The sequence below is a fragment of the Streptomyces sp. NPDC006516 genome, from assembly GCF_040611875.1.
In the GTDB taxonomy this organism is placed as follows: domain Bacteria; phylum Actinomycetota; class Actinomycetes; order Streptomycetales; family Streptomycetaceae; genus Streptomyces.
In genome coordinates this window covers 865,829-882,552 of the sequence record NZ_JBEXPD010000002.1, presented here as the reverse complement: position 1 = coordinate 882,552, position 16,724 = coordinate 865,829, and the positions used below count along the sequence as shown (strand labels likewise).

General features: G+C 72.7%; 8 protein-coding genes. 3 read left to right on the top strand and 5 right to left on the bottom strand.

Features of this window, described 5'->3' with window-relative positions:
• Positions 1-32 precede the first annotated feature (32 nt).
• From ABZY45_RS10185 to ABZY45_RS10170, 4 genes are all read right to left on the bottom strand, one after another.
• Positions 33-1,427, bottom strand: a complete 1,395-nt coding sequence (locus tag ABZY45_RS10185) for a dipeptidase (RefSeq protein ID WP_356738053.1) — start codon at positions 1,425-1,427, stop codon at positions 33-35.
• A 19-nt stretch (positions 1,428-1,446) separates the two neighbouring features.
• Complete coding sequence (locus tag ABZY45_RS10180; RefSeq protein WP_356738051.1) at positions 1,447-5,010, bottom strand: UvrD-helicase domain-containing protein; 3,564 nt, start codon at positions 5,008-5,010, stop codon at positions 1,447-1,449.
• A gap of 60 nt (positions 5,011-5,070) precedes the next feature.
• Entirely contained in the window at positions 5,071-8,493 is a 3,423-nt protein-coding gene (locus tag ABZY45_RS10175; protein WP_356738049.1) for an ATP-dependent DNA helicase, read from the bottom strand.
• Positions 8,494-8,758: 265 nt separating this feature from the next.
• The gene (locus ABZY45_RS10170; protein ID WP_356738047.1) at positions 8,759-9,175 is read right to left on the bottom strand and encodes an MGMT family protein; all 417 of its coding nucleotides are present in this window, start codon (positions 9,173-9,175) and stop codon (positions 8,759-8,761) included.
• A gap of 216 nt (positions 9,176-9,391) precedes the next feature.
• On the opposite strand from ABZY45_RS10170, the gene ABZY45_RS10165 reads away from it, so the two are divergent.
• The 3 genes from ABZY45_RS10165 to ABZY45_RS10155 all read left to right on the top strand — a co-directional run bounded on the left by ABZY45_RS10165 (position 9,392) and on the right by ABZY45_RS10155 (position 15,446).
• The gene (locus tag ABZY45_RS10165) at positions 9,392-12,115 is read left to right on the top strand and encodes a lysylphosphatidylglycerol synthase transmembrane domain-containing protein (RefSeq protein WP_356738045.1); all 2,724 of its coding nucleotides are present in this window, start codon (positions 9,392-9,394) and stop codon (positions 12,113-12,115) included.
• A gap of 77 nt (positions 12,116-12,192) precedes the next feature.
• Entirely contained in the window at positions 12,193-13,788 is a 1,596-nt protein-coding gene (locus tag ABZY45_RS10160) for an alpha/beta hydrolase (RefSeq protein WP_356738043.1), read from the top strand.
• Between the two features lie 83 nt (positions 13,789-13,871).
• The gene (locus tag ABZY45_RS10155; protein ID WP_356738041.1) at positions 13,872-15,446 is read left to right on the top strand and encodes an alpha/beta hydrolase; all 1,575 of its coding nucleotides are present in this window, start codon (positions 13,872-13,874) and stop codon (positions 15,444-15,446) included.
• A gap of 63 nt (positions 15,447-15,509) precedes the next feature.
• Here the strand turns inward: ABZY45_RS10155 and moeZ are convergent, their stop codons facing one another.
• Positions 15,510-16,688, bottom strand: a complete 1,179-nt coding sequence (gene moeZ, locus ABZY45_RS10150; protein ID WP_145803412.1) for an adenylyltransferase/sulfurtransferase MoeZ — start codon at positions 16,686-16,688, stop codon at positions 15,510-15,512.
• Between the last annotated feature and the right edge of the window lie 36 nt (positions 16,689-16,724).

Here is a 16,724-nt window from a genome sequence, read left to right as displayed (position 1 = left end):
CTCCCCCGGGGGTGGATCGGGCGTTCAGAGATTCAGCGCAGTGCGGTGGCCAGCTCGCCCCACAGATGGGCGGCGGTCTCCACGCCGTTGAAGAGGAGGTCCAGTTCGACCTTCTCGTCGGGTCCGTGCCAGCCGTCGGACGGTACGGAGATGCCCAGGAAGAGGACGGGCGCCCCGAGCACGTCCTGAAGGTCGGCGGCCGGGCCCGAGCCTCCCTCCCGGGTGAAGAGGATCCTGCTCCCGAAGGCGCGGCCCATGGCACGGGCCACCGCCTGCAGGGCGGGGTGGTCCAGCGGTGTCAGGCAGGGGCGGGTGGCCGGGGCGAAGGTGATCCGGTGGCGGATGCCGGCCGGGATCCGGGCCTCGGCCCAGGCGCGGACCGCTTCCTGGACACGCTCCGGGTCCTGGCCCGCGACCAGCCTGAAGCTCAGCTTCACCGACGCGGACGAGGGGATGACGGTCTTGCTGCCGGCGCCCTGGTAGCCGCCGCCGATGCCGTTGACCTCCGCGGTGGGGCGGGCCCAGACGCGTTCGAGGGTGGAGTAACCGGCCTCGCCCGCGGTGGCCTGCGAGGCGGCCGTGCGCAGCCAGGTGGCCTCGTCGAAGGGCAGTTGCGCGAAGAGAGCCCGCTCCGTCTCGGTGAGCTCGGTGACCCCGTCGTAGAAGCCGGGGACGGCGACACTGCCGTCCTCGTCGTGGAGAGCGGCGACCAGGCGGGCGAGTGCGGTCGCCGGGTTCGGGACGGCACCGCCGAAGGACCCGGAGTGGATGTCCTGGGAGGGCCCGTGCAGCTCGATCTCGCATTCGGCGAGGCCGCGCATGCCGGTGCAGACGGTGGGGGTGTTCTCGTCCCACATGCCGGTGTCGGAGACGATCACGACGTCCGCGGCGAGGCGGCCCGCGTGCGCCTCGGCCAGCGCCCGGAAGTGGGGTGAACCTGACTCCTCCTCGCCCTCGACGAGGAGCTTGAGGTGCACGGCGGGGGTGGTACGGCCTGTCGCGGCGAGGTGGGCGCGGACGCCGAGTGTGTGGAAGAACACCTGGCCCTTGTCGTCGGCGGCACCCCGCCCGTACATCCTGCCGTCGCGGATCACCGGTTCGAACGGGTCGGTGCTCCAGCCGTCCTCACGGGCCGCGGGCTGCACGTCGTGGTGGCCGTAGACGAGCACGACGGGTGCGTCGGGATCGTCCGACGGCCACTCGGCGAAGACCGCCGGGGCGCCCGGTGTCTCCCAGATCTCGGTGAGGGGGAACCCGGTCTCGGACAGCTTGCGGGACAGCCATTCGGCACTGCGCCGTACGTCTTTCTCGTGCTCGGGCTGAGCGGACACGGACGGGATACGCAGCCACTCGGCGAGGTCGTCGAGGAAGGTCGTGCGGTGCTGCTCCGTGTACGTGCGGACGGCGCTGTCCGGGGTGTCGCTCATGCTTATGAGCCTATCGGCCTCACGGAGGTGGCTCGTCCAGCAGGAGCTTCTCCAGCTCATCCCGCCCCGGCAGCCCGGCGGGGCGGACGGTCTCCCCGGTGCGTACGTACAGGAAGGTCGCGGTCACCGCGTCCAGCGGCAGGCCGTGCAGCTCGGCCCATGCCAGGCGGTAGACGGCGAGCTGCAGCGGATCGGCCGTGCGGTGCCGGGTGGTCTTCCAGTCGACGATCTCGTAGGTGTCACCCGTGCGGTACACCGCGTCGATCCGGCCCCGGATCACCCGGCCCCCGAGAGCGATCTGGAACGGGGTCTCGACGCGGTACGGAGTGCGCCGGGCGTACGCGGTGCGCTCGAAGGCTTCCTTGAGCTCGGCGAGGTCGCGTTCGTCGGCGATCTCCGCGTCGCTCTCGTCGCCCCCGGGGAGTTCGTCCGGGCCGAGCATCGGCAGCGGCAGTTCCTCGAACCGGGACTCCACCCAGGCGTGGAAGCGGGTTCCCCGGCGCGCGGCGGGCTGTGGGGGCCTGGGCATGGGCCGGGCGAGCTCCCGTGCGAAGCCCTCCGGGTCGTCGGCGAGGTGCAGCAGCTGGGTGGCGGAGAGCGTGGCCGGTACGACGACGTCCCGCACGGTGGCACGGGCACGGCGCAGCTCACCGGCGAGGGCGTCGAGATCGCGGTCCCAGGAGGCCAGGGTGCGGGACTCCTCCGGGGTGAGACCCGCGTCCAGGGGGGCGCGCGCGCCGGGCACGTGCGGTGCTCGGGCGGAGAGAGGCGCGTGCGGCTCGGCGAGTGCCGGCCCTGCGGACGGCGGCGCCTCGGCGGGCGGAACCGCGCCGGGTCCCGGGAACCGCCGACGGCCGCCCAGGGACTCCTGCGGAACTCCGGCGTCCTCGTACGGCGGCTCTTCCTCGTACGGGGGCTCCTCGCCGTACGGCGGCTCTTCCTCGTACGGGGGCTCCTCGCCGTACGGCGGCTCCTCGTACGGAGGCTCGTCCTCGTACGGCGGCTCCTCGCGCGAAGGCGTGCCGGGTGCGTGCCCCTGCCCTTCGTACGCGTCAGCCACGGGCGTGGCCGACAGCGCCTCCAGATGGGCCAGGACCGTGTCCCGGGCGGCGCGGCGGCGGGCCATCGCGGTGTCGTCCAGCGGGAGCGGCCACGGCTGGTCGGCGTCCTTCCGGCGGAGCTCCGGGTTCTCCTCTTCCTCATCGGGCTCGTCCGCCCAGACCTCGATCTCACCGTGTCCTGCCGCGCAGTGCTCGTACAGCGCGTCCAGGAAGGCGGACGGCCCCCGGGGCTTCTTCTGGGAAGGGCCCCACCAGTGGCCGGAGCCCAGGAGCAGGCTGCGGGGGCGGGTGAAGGTGACGTACCCGAGGCGGAGTTCCTCGGTGTGCTGGTGCTCCTTCATCTCCTCCTTGAACGCCTTCAGGCCCTTGGCGTCGAAGGTGTCGAGGGCCGGAAGCGTGGGCGCGTCGCCGCGCAGCGCGTGGGGCAGGACCTGCGGCTGCGAGGTCCACGCCTCCCGGGCACGCGTGCTGGGGAACTGGCCGGTGACGAGCCCCGGCACCGCGACGACGTCCCACTCCAGGCCCTTGGACTTGTGGGCGGTGAGGACCTTCACGGTGTTCTCGCCGCCGGGCAGGGCGTTGTCGAGGCCCTTCTCGTACTGCGCGGCGGTCCGCAGGAAACCCAGGAAGGCGAGGAGGGTCGCGTTCCCGTCCATCGCGGCGAAGCCGGCCGCGACGTCCAGGAAGTTGTTCAGGGTCTCGCGGCGGCGGGCGGCCAAGGCGTGCGGCGACGCGGAGAGTTCCACCTCCAGGCCGGTGGTCGCGAGGACCCGGTGCAGTACGTCCATGAGGGGGTCGGCCAGGGAGCGGCGCAGGTCGCGCAGTTCGGTGGCGAGACGGGCGAAGCGGACGCGTGCCTCGGCGGAGAACGGCAGACGGTCGTCCTCGGCCCCGCCGGCCTCCAGAAACGTGTCGAGGGCGTCGGCGAGCGAGATCACCTCGGCGGGATCGACGCCCTCGACGGCCTCGGCCAGGCGGCGGTCCGGGTCCGTACCGTCGTCCCCGGGCGAGGAACGGTGGACGAGAAGGCGAGCGCGGCGCCCCAGGAGGGCGAGGTCGCGCGGTCCGATGCGCCAGCGCGGGCCGGTGAGGAGCCGGACCAGTGAGGCGTTGGCGCCGGGGTCCTGGAGCACCTCGCAGACGGCGACCAGGTCGGCCACCTCGGGCAGGTGCAGCAGCCCTGAGAGGCCGACGACCTCCACGGGGACGTCCCGCTCGACGAGCGCCGCCTGGATCCGGGGGAAGTCGCCCGCGGTCCTGCACAGGACGGCGATCTCCCCGGGTGGTGTTCCGGTCCGCACCAGGTGGGCGAGGGAGTCACCGAGCCACTCGATCTCCTCGGAGTGCGTGCGCAGGAGGGCGCAGCGCACCGTGCCGTCCCTCTCGGCCCCGGGTGCGGGGCGCAGTGCCTCGACCCCTTCGTGCATGGCGCGCAGGGGCTCGGCGAGACCGTTGGCGAGGTGGAGCAGCCGGCCGCCGCTGCGGCGGTTCTCGCTGAGGGAGTAGCGGGTGGCGGGGGTGCCGTCGGCGTGCGGGAAGTGGTGCGGGAAGTCGTCGAGGTTGGCCACGGAGGCGCCGCGCCAGCCGTAGATCGCCTGGCAGGGGTCGCCGACCGCGGTGACGGCGTGGCCCGCCGTGCCGCCGTCCCCGCCCCCGCCGAAGAGCGCGGCCAGCAGCAGCCGCTGGGCCACGGAGGTGTCCTGGTACTCGTCGAGCAGGACGACCCGGTACTCCTCGCGGAGGATCGCGCCGACCTCGGGCCGGGTGAGGGCGAGTTCGGCGGAGAGGGCGATCTGGTCGCCGAAGTCGAGGAGGTCGCGGCTGCGCTTGGCCTCGCGGTAGCGCCGGGTCAGTCCGAGGAGTTCGCGGCGGGCCTGTGCCGTCTCGGGGATCTTGCGCAGCTCGGCGTTGGTCAGCCGGGCCGTCTCCAGGGCGGCGAGGAGACCGGTGTCGTACTCGAGGAGCTGCTCGGGCCCTGCGAGGTGTTCGGCGAGTTCGGCGTCCAGGGCCAGCAGGTCGCTGACGAGGGTGGGGAAGGACCTGGTCAGCGCGGGGTAGGGGCCGGGCGCCTCGCGCAGCACCCGGGCTGCGAGCTGGTAGCGCGTGGCGTCGGCGAGAAGGCGGCTGGTGGGTTCGAGGCCGATCCGCAGTCCGTGGTCGGTGAGCAGCCGGCCGGCGAAGGCGTGATAGGTGGAGATGCTCGGCTCGCCCGGCGGGTCGTCGGGGTCGATGACGTCCGGGTCGGTGACCCCGGCCGCGACGAGGGCCTTGCGCACCCGCTCGGCGAGCTCCCCGGCGGCCTTGTTCGTGAACGTCAGGCCGAGGACCTGCTCCGGGGCGACCTGGCCGGTCCCCACCAGCCACACCACCCGGGCGGCCATCACCGTGGTCTTGCCCGAGCCCGCTCCGGCCACGATCACCTGCGGGGCGGGCGGCGCGGTGATGCAGGCCGTCTGCTCCGGAGTGAAGGGAATCCCGAGGAGCTCCTTGAGCTGCTCGGGGTCGGTGATGCGGGAGGACACTCCAGAGAGGCTAACCGGAGGCACCGACAACGCCCTCCCGCCCCGAATCCGCCGGTGCGCTCATTCGATGATCTGACCGCCTTCAGGCTGTGCGCTGCACGACGCCTTGAAGGCGCAGTGGGTGCAGTGCTGGCCGGCGGTCGGTGTGAAGCGCTCGTCCAGGACACGTCCCGCCGCCGTCGCCAGCAGGTCGGAGACCCATTCCCCGGAGAGGGGTTCCTGAGCCTGCACCTTGGGAAGGGCGTCGCCGCCCTCCTTCTTCGGGGCGGGCTGGCGCAGCTGGACGAGTTCGGCTCCCCCCGCTTCCGGGCGGTGGCCGTCGAAGGCCTCGTCGACGGCGCCCTCCCTGACTGCCAGCTGGTAGACGGCGAGCTGGGGGTGGGAGGCCACCTCGTCCTTCGTCGGCGCTCCCTTGCCGGTCTTGAAGTCGACGACGTACGCCCGGCCCTCGGCGTCCTGCTCGACCCGGTCCATGGAGCCCCGGATGCGCACGGCGTACTCGCCGGCTTCGAGGGTGACGTCGAAGTCGTGCTCGCTGGCGACGGGCGTGCGCCCGGCGCGGTCCATGACGTGCCAGCGCAGGAAACGCTCCAGGGCGGCGCGCGCCGTCTCCTTCTCCTGCTGCGACTTCCACGGGGCGTCGAAGACCAGGCCGTCCCAGACGGAGTCCAGGCGCTCCATCAGGACGTCCAGGTCGGCGGCGGTCCGCCCGGAGGCCACCTCGTCGGCCAGTACGTGGACCACGTTGCCGAAGCCCTGGGCGGCCGTCGCCGGGGCGTCGGCCTTCACCTCCCGGCCCAGGAACCACTGGAGGGCGCAGGTGTTGGCGAGCTGGTCGAGCGCACTCCCGGAGAGCGCGACGGGGCGGTCCCGGTCGCGCAGCGGCACCTCGGAGCGGGTCGGCTCGTTCAGCCCCCACCAGCGATGCGGATGGGCCGCGGGGACCAGCGGCTGGCCCTCGTCGTCGGTGAGCGCGGCGAGCCGGGCGAGCCGGTGCGCGGCGGCGTCGCGCAGGGCCTCGGAGGCGGCCGGGTCGACGGTCGTGGCGCGGAGCTCGGCGACGAGTGAGGCGACCGCGAGCGGCCGGCGGGGCCGGCCGGTGACGTCCCGGGGCTCCTCCCCGAGCTCGGTGAGGAAGCGGGACGGCTGGTCGCCGTCGGCCGCCGGCGCCTTCACGGCGGTGACGACCAGGCGTTCACGGGCGCGGGTCGCCGCGACGTAGAAGAGGCGGCGTTCCTCCGCGAGGAGGGCCCCCGGGGTGAGCGGTTCGGCGAGACCGTCGCGCCCGATCCGGTCCGCCTCCAGGAGGGATCCACGCCGGCGCAGGTCGGGCCAGAGCCCTTCCTGTACTCCGGCGACGACCACCAGGCGCCATTCCAGGCCCTTGGAGCGGTGTGCGGTCATCAGGCGTACGGCGTCGGGGCGTACGGCACGCCGGGACAGGGTGTCGGCGGCGATGTCCTGGGCGTCGATCTCCTCCAGGAAGTTGAGCGCGCCGCGCCCCCCGGTGCGTTCCTCGGCCCGTGCGGCGGTCTCGAAGAGGGCGCACACCGCGTCGAGGTCACGGTCGGCGTTGCGGCCGGCCGCGCCGCCGCGCAGCGCCGCCCGCTCCAGCCGGCCGGGCCAGGGGGTGCCGTTCCACAGGGTCCACAGGGCCTCCTCGGCGGTGCCGCCGCCCTCCAGGAGTTCGCGGGCCTTGCGCAGGAGCGCGCCGAGACGCTGGGCTCCGCGGGCGTACGCGGGGTCGTGCGTGACCAGGCGTTCGGGCTCCGCGAGTGCCTGGGCCAGCAGCTCGTCGGAAGGCGGGGGCACCCGCTGCCCGGCGGCCCGCTCCTCGTCCCGCAGCGCCCGGCCGAGCCGGCGCAGGTCGGCGGCGTCCATCGAACCGAGGGGCGAGCCGAGGAGAGCGAGGGCGGTCTCGGTGTCGATCCGGCCCTGTGTCCCCCCGCCCTCGGTGTCGATCCCGCCCTGCGCTCCCCCGCCCTCGGTGTCGACCCGGTCCTCCGCCCCCTCGCCCTCGGCGGCCGGCCCGTCCCGGTGTTCGGGGGCGGCACCGCTCAGGGCCGCGGTGGCGACGGTTCGCAGGGCGGTGAGCAGCGGGGCGACCGCGGGCTCGTGGCGCAGCGGCAGATCGTCGCCGTCCACCTCCAGGGGGACCCCTGCCGAGGTGAGCGCCCGGCGCACGGCGGGGATCGAACGTCCGCCGGCGCGTACGAGGACCGCCATGTCCCTCCACGCCACCCCCTCCTCCAGATGCGCGCGCCGGAGCAGGTCGGCGATGTTCTCCAGCTCCGTGGAGGCCGTCGGGTAGGTGTACGCCTCGACCCGGCCGCCGTCGCGCACGGCGGACAGCTCGCGGTGGGCGCGGACCTTGTCCGAGGGCAGCCGGGTGAGCGGCATCCGGCGGGTGAGCAGCCGGGTGGCCGCGAGCAGCCGCGCACCGGAGCGGCGCGAGGTAGTGAGGACACCGACCGGGGCGGGCGCGCCGTCGGCGCGGCGGAAGGTGTCGGGGAAGTCGAGGATGCCGTTCACGTCGGCCCCCCGGAAGGCGTAGATCGACTGGTCGGGGTCGCCGAAGGCGATGAGCGTCCGGCCGCCGCCCGTGCCCGGTGCACCGCTCCCCGGGTTTCCGGCCAGCGCGTGCAGCAGCCGTACCTGGGCGGGGTCGGTGTCCTGGTACTCGTCCACGAGTACGGCGTCGTAGCTCCGGGCCAGCACGGAGGCCACCTCGGGCCGCTCGGCCAGCAGGACCGCCCGGTGGACGAGTTCCGCGTAGTCGAGGACGCCCTGGGCGTCGAGGACGTCCAGGTACTCGGCGAGGAACTCGGCGGCGGCGCTCCAGTCGGGGCGGCCGGTGCGGCGCGCGAACGCGGCCAGCGCGTCGGGTCCAAGCCCGAGCTCACGGCTCCGGGCCAGCACCGCGCGCACCTCGTCGGCGAAGCCTCGGGTGGTCAGGCAGGCCCGCAGTTCGTCGGGCCAGCGGACATGGGACAGCCCCGCCCGCTCCAGGCCCAGCTGGCCGGCGAGGAGCTCGCGCACGGTGACGTCCTGTTCGGGGCCGGAGAGCAGGCGCAGCGGCTCGGCGAACAGGTCCGCGTCCTGGTGGGCGCGGACCAGGGCGTAGCAGTACGAGTGGAAGGTGGTGGCCTGCGGGCCCCGGGTTCCGCCGAGCCGGGCCGCCATCCGGTCGCGCAGTTCGACGGCCGCCTTGCGGCTGAAGGTGAGGACGAGGATGCGGGCCGGGTCGGTCCCGTCGGCCACGCGCCGCGCGACCGATTCGACCAGGGTCGTGGTCTTGCCCGTGCCCGGCCCCGCGAGGACCAGCAGCGGACCGTCGCGGTGATCAACCACCGCGCGCTGCGGTGCGTCCAGGAGAGGGGGGTCCGCGGCTCCCGGTGGCGTACGCACCAGCCGGTACGCGCCCGGAGCCCGCCGCCGTGCCTGACGGTGCGGGCTGTGCCGGGTGGTGGAGGAGGAGCTCACGTGGATCGCCGGTCCTGGTGGGTGTACTCGGTCTGCTGGGGTGGCTGCCGGTGGCCGGCCGCCGGTGGCGGCCTCATGAAGACAGCCGGACGGTGACGGAAACGGATGAGGAGCGGAGGTGCCGCGTGTGGACGACGCTACGCCAGCGGCAGGGCGGAAACCGGGTGATGGACCGCGTCCCCCGTCACATGTGCGCCCCGGCGGCCGGGTCCCTCCCCTTCACCGGCCCGGCGCCTGTCCCGTCGGGGCACGATGGCGGAAGCTGTCAGATGTGAGCTTTGTCGCCCGCGTCCGGACCGCCGGTCACGCCGTCCCACCTGGCCCGCCTCATGTCGAGGCGCGGAAGGTGCCCGTCCGCCCGGTGCGCGGCTTCGCGCAGCGGGGTGCCCTCCTCGCGATAGTGGTCCAGCGCCCGCAGTTCGTGACCCGGCAGCAGCGCCCCGTCGGACCGCACCACACGCCACCAGGGCACGGCGGATCCGTACAGCGCCATCACACGTCCGACCTGTCTCGGTCCGCCGTCGCCGAGCCACTCCGCGATGTCCCCGTACGTCATGACGCGGCCCGGGGGGATCAGGTCGGCCACGTCCAGGACCCGCTCCGCGTAGACGGGCAGCTCGTCGGTCACGGGAGTGGCGGGCGGGGCGCCGGGCCGGTCACCGCTCGTCCGGTCTTCGCTCATCCGTCACATCCTGCCGTACGCCACCGACAGCCGGGAGTGCCCGGTGTCGTCCTGGTCACACAGCGTGCAAGCCGGGGCGAAGCCGCGTATGTTGCGCATCGCGCCCGTGCCGTGCACCCTGATGCCCCCCTCTGTCCGCAGGCCGTGCCACCATCATGCGGGCGGTGACCGGTGATACGAGAACACGAAGATTCATCAGAGGCGAAGGAGCAGGGCGTGCAGCCACCGAAGGCGGCGGACGCCTCTGACGCCGAGCCGCGTCCGGACGCGTCCGAGGCGGGGGTGACCGCCGAGCGGGAGGGCAAGCCCCTCGCGGGCTCGACCCTCGCGTCGGCGGACGCCTCGCTGAGCGACCGCGTCTCGGGTGACGAGCCACTGCTGCCCGCCCGGGTGCACCGCCCGTCGGACCTGCTGCGGCTGCTCGTCGGTGTCCTCGCGATCGCACTGCTGTTCTCCATCGCCGCCTTCGCCCAGGGCACCACCACCGGCCTCGAGGACGACATCTCGAAGGGCACCGACCAGGCGCCCGACCTGCTGATCAAGCTCGCGGGTCTGGTCTCCAGCATCGCCGTGCTGCTGGTGCCGGTCGCCTTCGCGATCGAGCGCCTCGTGAAGCGCGACGGGCTGCGGATCGCGGACGGTGTGCTCGCCGCGGTGCTGGCCCACGGGGTGACCCTGGCCACCGACCTCTGGGTCGCCAGGTCGGCCTCCGGCACGATCCGGGACGCGCTGACCCAGCCACAGCCGGGGGACGCGCTCACCGACCCCGTGCACGGCTATCTCGCACCCGTCATCGCCTACATGACGGCCGTCGGCATGGCCCGCAGACCCCGTTGGCGGGTCGTGCTGTGGGTGGTGCTGCTCCTGGACGCCTTCGCGATGCTGGTCGGTGGCTACACCACACCGTTCTCGATCGTCCTCACCGTGCTGATCGGCTGGACGGTGGCGTACGGCACCCTGTACACCGTCGGCTCACCGAACGTACGCCCGACCGGCCAGCACCTGATGGCCGGTCTGCGGCACGTCGGCTTCCGGCCGGTCGCCGCGATGCGCACCGAGGAGGCTCCCGAGAGCGTCGAGCAGAGCGACCGGGGCCGCCGCTATCTGGTCACCCTGGAGGACGGGCCACCGCTGGACGTGACGGTCGTCGACCGTGAACAGCAGGCTCAGGGCTTCTTCTACCGGGTGTGGCGCAGGCTCACCCTGCGCAGCATCACCCAGCGCCGCTCCATCCAGTCGCTGCGCCAGGCCCTGGAGCAGGAGGCGCTCCTGGCGTACGCGGCGATCGCCGCCGGGGCCAACGCTCCCAAGCTGATCGCCACGTCCGAGCTGGGCCCGGACGCGGTGATGCTCGTGTACGAGCACATCGGCGGGCGCTCGCTGGACGCCATGGAGGACGAGGAGATCACCGACGAGCTGGTGCGGGGCGCCTGGCGGCAGGTACAGGCACTCCAGTCGCGGCGCATCGCGCACCGCAGGCTGACAGGCGACGCGATCCTGGTGGATCGTTCCGGCACGGTGTTCGTCACCGATCTGCGCGGTGGCGAGATCGCCGCGGGTGACCTGATCCTGCGTATGGACGTCGCCCAGCTGCTCACCACCACGGGCCTGCGCGTGGGTGCCGAGCGTGCCGTGGCCGGGGCTCTGGCCGTGCTCGGCCCCGACGCCGTCGCCGACTGTCTGCCGTTGCTGCAGCCGATCGCACTGAGCCGCTCCACCCGGGCGACGCTGCGCAGGCTCGCCCGGGAGCGTTCGCAGCGCGAGCGTGAGGCGGTGCTGGAAGCCTCGCAGGCGGCGAAGCAGGCCAAGGCCGAGGAGCACGACGCCGCCGCGGCCGCCGACCGCAAGGCCGCCCGCAAGTCGCTCCGTACGGAGAAGCAGGCCGAGAAGCGGGCGATGGACGACGCCCTGGAAGAGGCCCGCGAGGAGGACATGCTGGCCCAGATCCGCCGCCAGGTGCTGCTGATCAGGCCGCAGGCGCCGGTCGAGCCGGTACGGCTGGAGCGCATCAAGCCGCGTACGCTCTTCAGCTTCATCGCGGGTGCGATCGCCGCCTACTTCCTGATCTCCCAGGTCACCGAGGCCGACTTCGGCACCGTCGTGGAGCAGGCCGAATGGGGCTGGGTGGCGGCTGCCCTGGGCTTCTCGGCCCTGAGCTACGTCGCCGCGGCCATGAGCCTTCTGGGCTTCGTGCCCGAGCGGGTACCGTTCAGGAAGACCGTGCTGGCGCAGGTGGCGGGGTCGTTCGTGAAGATCGTGGCACCGGCCGCGGTCGGCGGCGTGGCACTGAACACACGCTTCCTGCAACGCGCCGGGGTACGCCCGGGGCTCGCCGTCGCGAGCGTCGGCGCGTCGCAGTTGTTCGGTCTCGGCTGCCACATCTTGCTGCTCGCCCTCTTCGGTTACCTGACGGGCACGGAGAAGACCCCGGACTCCCTCACCCCGTCGAGGACGGTCATCGCCGGCCTGCTCACGGTCGCCGTGCTCGTGCTGGTCGTGACCGCGATCCCGTTCCTGCGGAAGTTCGTGGTCACCCGGGTGCGGTCACTGTTCGCCGGCGTCGTACCGCGCATGCTCGACGTCGTACAGCGCCCGCAGAAGCTCGTCACGGGCATCGGCGGGATGCTGCTGCTGACCGGACTGTTCGTGCTGTGCCTGGACGCGTCGATCCGCGCGTTCAGCGGTCCCGACGTCCCCCAGCTCAGCTACGCGAGCATCGCCGTCGTCTTCCTCGCGGGCAACGCCCTGGGCTCGGCCGCGCCGACCCCGGGCGGTATGGGCGCGGTCGAGGGTGCGCTGACCCTCGGTCTGATCGCGGTCGGCCTGCCGAAGGAGGTCGCGGCGCCCGCGGTGCTGCTGTACCGCGTCATGACGCTGTGGCTGCCGGTGCTTCCCGGATGGCTCTGCTTCAACCAGCTGACCCGGAAGGGCGAGCTCTAGAACATGCGCCCGAGGCGGGGCCACTCGCTTGGCCCACGCCCCGCGCGCCGCCCCACGCCCCGCCGCACGATGGGGGCATGAGGACTTCCCCCGCCCTGCGTGCCGCTGCCCTCGCCGCCACCGCCACCGTGCTCCTGCCGCTGGCGGCCTGTTCGGACGACGGCGACGACGGAGGTACGGAGGCGAGACCCACGGTGGCCGCGACGGCGGCTCCCACGGCGACACCCCGGGAGCTCACCTCCCAGAAGCTCGACTGGCAGCCGTGCCCCGCGCCCAACACGGCCCAGGGCAGCGGCACGGCCCCTTCCCCGCTGCCGGGCGGGGCCGCCTGGGAGTGCTCCTTCATGGACGCGCCCCTCGACTACGCGGACCCGGACGGCCGCACCATCGAACTCGCCCTCATCCGCGCCGCCGCCAAGGACCAGGACCGTCGGATCGGCTCGCTGATCTTCAACTTCGGCGGCCCCGGCGCCTCCGGCGTCGCCACGCTGCCGTCCTTCGGCACCGACTACGACGCACTGCGCACCCGCTACGACCTGGTGAGCTTCGACCCGCGCGGGGTCGGCCGCAGCGAGGGCGTGGAGTGCTCGGACGACGCGGCACTCGACGCGCGCTACGAGCAGGACGGCACCCCGGACGACGCCCAGGAGGAGAAGGAGTTCGCCGAGGACCTCAAGTCCTACATCGCGGACTGCGAGGAGAACTCCGGGGACGAACTGCCCTACGTCGGCACGACGAACGCGGCCCGGGACATGGACCTGCTGCGCCAGGTGCTCGGGGACGACAAGCTGTACTACTTCGGGATCTCGTACGGCACCGAACTGGGCGGCGTCTACGCCCATCTGTACCCGAAGAACGTCGGAAGGGCCGTCCTGGACGCCGTCGTCGATCCGACGGAGGACTCCCTGGAGTCCTCGATCGGACAGGCGGAAGGCTTCCAGCTCGCCCTGGACAACTTCACCGCCGACTGCGCGGAACGGGACGACTGCAAGCTCCCCGGAGCCACCTCGAAGGAGGTCCAGGACTGGATCGCCCGTCTTCTCGCCGACCTGGAGAAGAAGCCCGTCCCGGGGCTCGGCGAGCGGGAGCTGACCCAGACCCAGGCCACCACGGGCATCGCGTCGGCCCTCTACTCCCAGGAGACCTGGCCGCTGCTCGAACAGGGCCTCGACGAGGCGGACGGAGACAACGGCGGACTGCTGCTCGCGCTCGCCGACTCGCTGAACGGCCGCTCCGAGGACGGTTCCTACGACAACTCGAACGCCGCCAACGCCGCCGTCAACTGCGCCGACTCCGAGCAGCGGTTCACCCTGGAGCAGACGAGGCAGGCGCTTCCCCGGTTCCGCGAGGCCTCCCCCGTCTTCGGTGACTACCTCGGCTGGGGACTGATGGCCTGCACCGGCTGGCCCGTGGAGGGCGCGTGGGACACCCCGGACGTCAGCGCGCCCGGCTCGGCCCCGATCCTGGTCATCGGCAACACCGGGGACCCGGCGACCCCGTACGCCGGGGCGAAGGCCATGGCCGCGGAGCTCGGCAAGGGTGTCGGCATCGAGCTCACCTACAAGGGCGAGGGGCACGGCGCGTACAACAGTGGCAGCACCTGTGTGCAGAAGGCCGTGGACGGCTATCTGCTGGAAGGGAAAGTGCCGAAGCCGGGAACGGTCTGCGGGTGACCGCTCGTTGGACGTCCGGACATGGGTGACGCCCGGACCGCTTCCGGGTGTCCGGCCCGGGGGCTCAGGGGGAGGGAGCGCGCATGCGCGTACGCGGACGTGTCCGCTCGGTCACCGCGGCGACCACGGCCGCCCTGCTGCTGACGGCGGTCCTCGCGGGATGCGACGGCGGCACGGCGCAGCCGCAGTCACAGTCGCCGGACGGTTCGTCGCGGGAGCGCCAGGACCCGGAGCACCAGGAGTCACCGGGGCACCCGAAGGCACCGGGCACGCCCCGTCCGCTGGAGTGGAAGCGCTGCGCCGCTCCGGAGGGCGGCAGCGCGCCGGGCCCCGGATGGCGCTGCGCCACCCTCGACGTGCCCCTGGACCACGCGGAGCCGCAAGGGAAGACGATCGGCATCGCGCTGATCCGCAAGACGGCCACGAGGAAGAGCGAGCGGCTCGGGTCGATGCTCTTCAACTTCGGCGGCCCCGGCGGCTCCGGCGTCGGCATCCTGCCGCGCGCCGCGGGTTCGTACAGGCAGCTCAACACCCGCTACGACCTGGTGGGCTTCGACCCGCGCGGCGTCGCGGCCAGCGCGGGCGTCCACTGCCGCAGCGACGAGGAGCAGGAGACCGCCTACCGCGAGGTCGACATGACCCCGGACACGGCGGCTGAGGAGGCCGCGTTCGTCGCGGACGGCACGGCCTTCGGTGCCGGCTGCGCCCGCCTGTCCGGCACAGTGCTCCCCCACGTGGGCACCTCGAACGCCGCCCGGGACATGGAAGCGATCCGGGTGGCCCTCGGCGACCGGAAGCTGTCGTACTTCGGCGTCTCCTACGGCACGGAGCTCGGCGGTACGTACGCCCACCTCTTCCCCGACAAGGTCGGGAGGGTGGTGCTGGACGCCGTGGTCGACCCGACGGCCGACTCCGTCGGCCACGCGCGCAACCAGGCGAAGGGCTTCCAGCGGGCCCTGGAGAACTACCTGCGGGACCGCGGGCAGGACCCCGGGGCGGGCACCCGCCGCATAGCGGCGCTGCTGGAGCGGATCGACGGCGATCCGCTGCCGACGGCCTCCGGCCGCGAGCTCAACGAATCGCTGGCCGTGCTCGGCATCGTGAAACCCCTCTATTCCAGGAGCGGCTGGCCCACCCTGACGGCCGCGCTCGACGAGGCGGAGAAGACGGGCCGGGGCGACCGGCTGCTGGCGCTGGCCGACGCGTACAACGGCCGGGACGGGGACGGGCACTACGACGACCAGGGCCACTCCCAGCGGGCGATCTCCTGCGCCGACGCGAAGGCGAGGCCGACGGCTGCCGAGGCCCGGGCGCTGCTCCCCGAATTCCGCGAGCTGTCACCCGTCTTCGGCCCGTTCCTGGCGTGGGACACGGCCGGCTGGTGTGCGGGCTGGCCGGTCGAGGGGGAACGCGACACCCCTGAGGCGAGCGCTCCTGGCGCCGATCCGATCCTCGTCATCGGCACGACAGGCGACCCGGCGACGCCGTACGAGGGCGCGCGGCGGATGGCGGACGAACTGGGCGAGGGAGTCGGCGTCATGGTGACCAACAAGGGTGAGGGGCACGGCTCGTACGGCGGGAGCGCCTGTGTGACCGCCCTCGTCGACGCCTACTTCCTGGACGGGAGGGTCCCGGCCGACGGCCGCACCTGCTCATGACGCCCGGCAGGCGGAAGGGCCGGCCCCGTTCCTTCGGAGCCGGCCCTTCCGCGCTACGCGGGTCTAGTAGACCGGCTTCTCGGGCTCGATCTGGTTCACCCAGCCGATGACGCCGCCGCCGAGGTGTACCGCGTCGGCGAAGCCCGCCGACTTGAGGACCGCGAGGACCTCCGCACTGCGGACACCGGTCTTGCAGTTCAGGACGATGCGCCTGTCCTGCGGCAGGTCCTGGAGGGCGGTGCCCATCAGGAACTCGTTCTTCGGGACGAGCCGGGAGCCGGGGATCGAGACGATCTCGTACTCGTTCGGCTCACGGACGTCGATGAGCTCGATCTTCTCGTCGCCGTCGATCCACTCCTTGAGCTGCTTGGGAGTGATCGTGGAACCGGCCGCCGCCTCCTGGGCCTCCTCGGACACGACGCCGCAGAAGGCCTCGTAGTCGATGAGCTCGGTGACGGTGGGGTTCTCGCCGCAGACCGCGCAGTCGGGGTCCTTGCGGACCTTCACCTGGCGGTACTGCATCTCCAGGGCGTCGTAGATCATCAGACGGCCGACCAGGGGGTCGCCGATGCCGGCGAGCAGCTTGATGGCCTCGTTGACCTGGATGGAGCCGATGGACGCGCAGAGCACGCCCAGGACACCGCCCTCGGCGCAGGAGGGAACCATCCCGGGCGGCGGGGGCTCCGGGTAGAGGCAGCGGTAGCAGGGACCGTGCTCGGACCAGAAGACGGACGCCTGGCCGTCGAAGCGGTAGATCGAGCCCCAGACGTACGGCTTGTTCAGCAGGACCGCGGCGTCGTTGACGAGATAGCGGGTGGCGAAGTTGTCCGTGCCGTCCACGATCAGGTCGTACTGCGCGAAGATGTCCATCACGTTCTCGGCTTCGAGCCGCTCCTCGTGAAGGACGACGTTCACCAGGGGGTTGATCCCCTGCACGGTCTCCTTGGCCGACTGGGCCTTGGACTTGCCGATGTCGGCCTGGCTGTGGATGACCTGGCGCTGCAGGTTCGACTCGTCGACCTCGTCGAACTCGACGATTCCGAGCGTGCCGACGCCGGCCGCGGCCATGTACATCAGAGCCGGCGAGCCGAGACCGCCGGCTCCGACACAGAGCACCTTCGCGTTCTTCAGCCGCTTCTGTCCGTCCATCCCGACATCCGGGATGATCAGGTGGCGGGAGTACCTGCGGACCTCGTCGACGGTGAGCTCAGCAGCTGGCTCGACCAGGGGTGGCAGCGACACAGGAACCTCAACAATGCAGGTGGTCGGTTTCTACGT